The sequence below is a fragment of the uncultured Veillonella sp. genome (genome assembly GCF_963551295.1).
Classification (GTDB): Bacteria; Bacillota; Negativicutes; order Veillonellales; family Veillonellaceae; genus Veillonella.
In genome coordinates, this window is record NZ_CAUVFT010000054.1 from 1 (window position 1) to 3,997 (window position 3,997).

General features: G+C 36.5%; 4 protein-coding genes. All 4 read left to right on the plus strand.

Annotation, left to right across the window (positions count from 1 at the left end):
* Positions 1–16 precede the first annotated feature (16 nt).
* The gene (gene dut / locus RYO55_RS09555; protein WP_077708355.1) at positions 17–466 is read left to right on the plus strand and encodes a dUTP diphosphatase; all 450 of its coding nucleotides are present in this window, start codon (positions 17–19) and stop codon (positions 464–466) included.
* A gap of 145 nt (positions 467–611) precedes the next feature.
* Positions 612–2,237: a class I SAM-dependent methyltransferase gene (locus RYO55_RS09560; RefSeq protein ID WP_314985297.1), complete on the plus strand. Its 1,626-nt coding sequence runs from the start codon at positions 612–614 to the stop codon at positions 2,235–2,237.
* A gap of 8 nt (positions 2,238–2,245) precedes the next feature.
* Positions 2,246–2,779 (plus strand): NUDIX hydrolase, encoded by a 534-nt coding sequence (locus RYO55_RS09565; RefSeq protein ID WP_314985298.1) that lies wholly within the window; start codon positions 2,246–2,248, stop codon positions 2,777–2,779.
* Positions 2,780–2,909: 130 nt separating this feature from the next.
* Positions 2,910–3,997 (plus strand): phosphopentomutase (locus RYO55_RS09570; protein ID WP_314985299.1); only part of this gene is annotated, 1,088 nt, incomplete at its 3' end.

Genomic DNA, 3,997 nt, shown 5'->3' on the forward strand with positions numbered 1-3,997 from the left:
AAATAAGAGGTGTTACATGGATATTCGTGGCTTTGAAGTAGTTTCTGCTTTTGAAGAACAAGATATCAACTTACCAACACGTAAAACAACTGAAAGCGCAGGTTATGATATTGAATGCGCTGAAGCCATTACATTGGAACCTGGTGAAATAAAACTTGTACCTACAGGTCTTAAAGCTTTCATGGCATACGATGAATATCTTGCCATTCACATTCGTTCTAGCATGGCTATTAAACGACATCTGGCACTTGTGAATAGTACAGGTATCATTGATAGTGATTACTACAACAATGAGGATAATGAAGGTCATATTATGATTGCCCTTCTTAACTTTGGCAAAGAAACAGTTACCCTTGATAAAGGCGAACGCGTTGCTCAAGGTATATTCTCTAAATACCTTATTACAAACGATGATGATGCCACAGGTGTAAGAACTGGTGGCATTGGAAGCACAGGAACTATGTAAATAATATATGGTTTTGTATAAATTAGTAAAAACCGCTCAACTTTGTTGGGCGGTTTTTGTGCGTTAATTAATCTCTTCAGCTATAATTCTTTTACATAATACTATATAATAATTATTATAGTTAGTAGAAAATTCGGGAGGCTTTATGAAACAGGAGTCTAAACAAAAAAAGAACGTAGGTACATCAGTTATGGGGAATGATATTGAGACTACACAAAATACTATGCATGTATTGGATGAGAATAAGGTACTTAAAAAGAGTTATGAAGATGTAGTATATATTTCTCAACCCTTTGGGGCGACCTCGTTGAACACTTTAGCGGCACGAGCTTTGTTATTTGGATTAAATCCAGTGCCTTTAAAAAAGGCTCGTGTCCTTGAGCTTGGATGTTCTTTTGGTGGGAACATTATTTCTCAAGCTTTATATTATCCTGAAGCGTCCTTTACGGGCATCGATTTATCATCTTCCCAGATTAAGATGGGAAATGAACTGATTACGTCGATGGGACTTACCAATATACATTTGATTGAGAAGGATATTCTAGATATTGATGAATCGTTCGGCACTTTTGACTATATTATTGTACATGGTATTTGGTCCTGGGTTCCAGATGTGGTAAAAGATAAAATTCTATCTATCTGCAATAAGAATTTATCCGACAACGGTATAGCTTATGTATCGTATAATACGTATCCTGGATGGAAACGATTAGAGCAGTATCGAGAAATCATGCAATATGCAGAGCAAAAAGAGTTGGAGCTACCATTGATGGAACGGACTTTATATACGAAGAATATATTGAAGCTCGTAGCGGATACGATGGGGATGGATAATCGGATAAGTCAAAAAGCGAGCTATAAAATTGATAACATCCAAAATGTGTTAAGCTCTAATGATTATTATGTGGCTCATGAATATTTAGAGCCTTTTAATGATCCTGTATATATACATGAATTTATAAAACGTGCCAATGATCAAGGTTGTGTATATATTGGGGATGTATTTCTTTCACGATCTTTTATAAGTTGGCTACCAGAGGATATTCACGATAATATAGCTCAATTGGCAAATGATGATTATATTGCAAAAGAGCAATATTATGATTACATTTATGATACGCAGTTTAGAATGTCCCTATTAACGAAAGAGAAACATAGTAAAAAGATTGTTCGCAATGAACGAGTTAGTATAGATGTATTATCAAAATTATATTATTGCAGTGTTGTTAATACAGGTATTCCTTCCAATATGACGGATAGTATCCATATTGCTATTAAAGAGGTTATGGATCGGGGGGATATATTTACTGTTCAGGATATAGTAGATCATATACATAGAAAGCTACCTGGTTATACTATAGAAATGGACAGAGTTTATTCTCGTTTACTATATTTAATCATTGTAGATAATCTTGATATGTATGCCGAACCATATGAAAGAGTTGCTTTTGAAGATAATAAGGTGTATATACCTCAACGTTTTATAGATTTTATTTCTACTATAGTAGAAAAGGAAGGCAGCTCCTATATTGGTATAGGCGACATGTACAATAAAGTACAACAAGATATAGATAATGGATTTCTTTTTGTAATAAAGCAAATGGTGGAGCCTACAACAAGAGAAAAGATTCTTGCTATTATGGATGACAATATTACAGTTCAGCGTCATACGCGGGATAATATTGATTTTATTGTTCCTAATAAAGTGTACTTAGAGGAAATTTTACAACGCATAAGAAGGCTCGGGTTTTTACATAAAATAGAAGATTAGAGGTATATATGGCAATTAGTAAGGAAATACAGAAGTCTAGTGAAGTGAAATTTGATGGTAAATTGATTCAGGTTACCTATGATATTGCCGATGTAAATGGTAAAGATGCCTGGCGTGAAGTGGTGCATCATCCTGGAGCTACAGCAATTGTGGCGGTAACAGAGGATAATAAGATCGTTATGGAACGTCAATTTAGATATGCTTTGCAGCAGCCATTACTTGAGGTACCTGCAGGAAAACTAGATCCAAATGAAGAACCCATTGTTTGTGCTAAACGGGAGCTTGCTGAGGAAACAGGCTATCGTGCAGCTCAATGGATCTCACTAGGGACGATTGCTACGAGTCCTGGTTTCTGCAATGAAGTATTACATTTATATCTTGCTAAGGAGCTTACCATGGGGGAAACTAATTGGGATCCTGATGAATATGTAGAGTTAGAATACTACACATTGCCAGAACTATTGGAGGCTATCAAGAATGAGAATATTAAGGATAGCAAATCTTTGGCGGCCCTTATGCTTGCTATGCCATATCTTAAGTAAGTTTTAGAAATTTTATCTTTCAATATATTATGTATTTTATTAATTCATATTGATGATTTTAACTGTAATATGTTACAAAGTATTTTTACATTATATGAGTAACTAATCTCATATAGATTTAGGAGTACATATGTATAATCGAATTATTCTACTAGTAATGGATAGTGTCGGCGTAGGATATGCAGCTGATGCGATTAAATTTGGCGATGAAGGTTCGAATACATTGGGACATATCGAAGCTGTAGCAGGACCTATTCGCTGCCCAAATTTAAAATCTTTAGGTTTAGCTAATATTGCTGATATATCAGAGTTTAGTGAGTCTGTAATTGGCGCTTATGGTCGTATGGCTGAAACGAGTTCCGGCAAAGATACGACAAGTGGTCATTGGGAGATGATGGGGCATCCTGTAACGGTACCTTTTCCGACATTTTACGAAGGATTTCCTAAGGAATTGATGGATACTTTCATGAAGGAAACGGGTTATGGCTTTCTTGGTAATGAGGTAGCATCTGGTACAGAAATTATTGAACGCCTCGGAGAAGAACATATAAAAACAGGTAAGCCAATCGTTTATACATCGGCGGATTCGGTCTTTCAAATTGCTGCTCATGAGGATATCATTCCTTTAGAAGATTTGTATCGCATGTGTCAAATTACACGGGATAAAGTATGTATTGGTGATTATTATGTGGGGCGTATTATAGCTCGGCCTTTTGTTGGTACACCAGGGCATTTTGTACGTACTTCAAATCGTCATGACTATAGTCGCATGCCTGAAAAGAAAATGGTACAACAAGAGTTACAAGACTCAAAAATCCCGACCGTTGCGGTTGGCAAAATCGGTGATATTTATGCTCATGTCGGTTGGGATGAATCATATCCAACAAAGTCTAACGCGCATGGTATGAACGTAGTTCCTTATCTGTTGGGACAAAGCTTCACACGGGGGCTCATGATGGTCAACCTTGTTGAATTTGATAGTCTGTACGGTCATCGGCGCAATGTAGAAGGGTATAAGCGTGCTATCGAAGACTTTGATTACCAATTAGGTGGTTTGTTGGACTTGCTTAAGGATGATGATTTACTTCTTATCACCGCAGATCATGGAAATGATCCGACTTGGAAAGGTACAGATCATACGAGAGAAATGGTGCCTTTGCTAGCTTATAGTCCAAGTATGAGTCATTCAGTAGCTTTGGGTGATAGACATAGTTTTGC

Bases quoted from the DNA above. Each gene is read 5' to 3' on its own strand.
- RYO55_RS09565 (WP_314985298.1), top strand. From the start codon at position 2,246: ATGGCAATTAGTAAGGAAATACAGAAGTCTAGTGAAGTGAAATTTGAT.
- RYO55_RS09560 (WP_314985297.1), top strand. From the start codon at position 612: ATGAAACAGGAGTCTAAACAAAAAAAGAACGTAGGTACATCAGTTATG.
- dut (WP_077708355.1), top strand. From the start codon at position 17: ATGGATATTCGTGGCTTTGAAGTAGTTTCTGCTTTTGAAGAACAAGAT.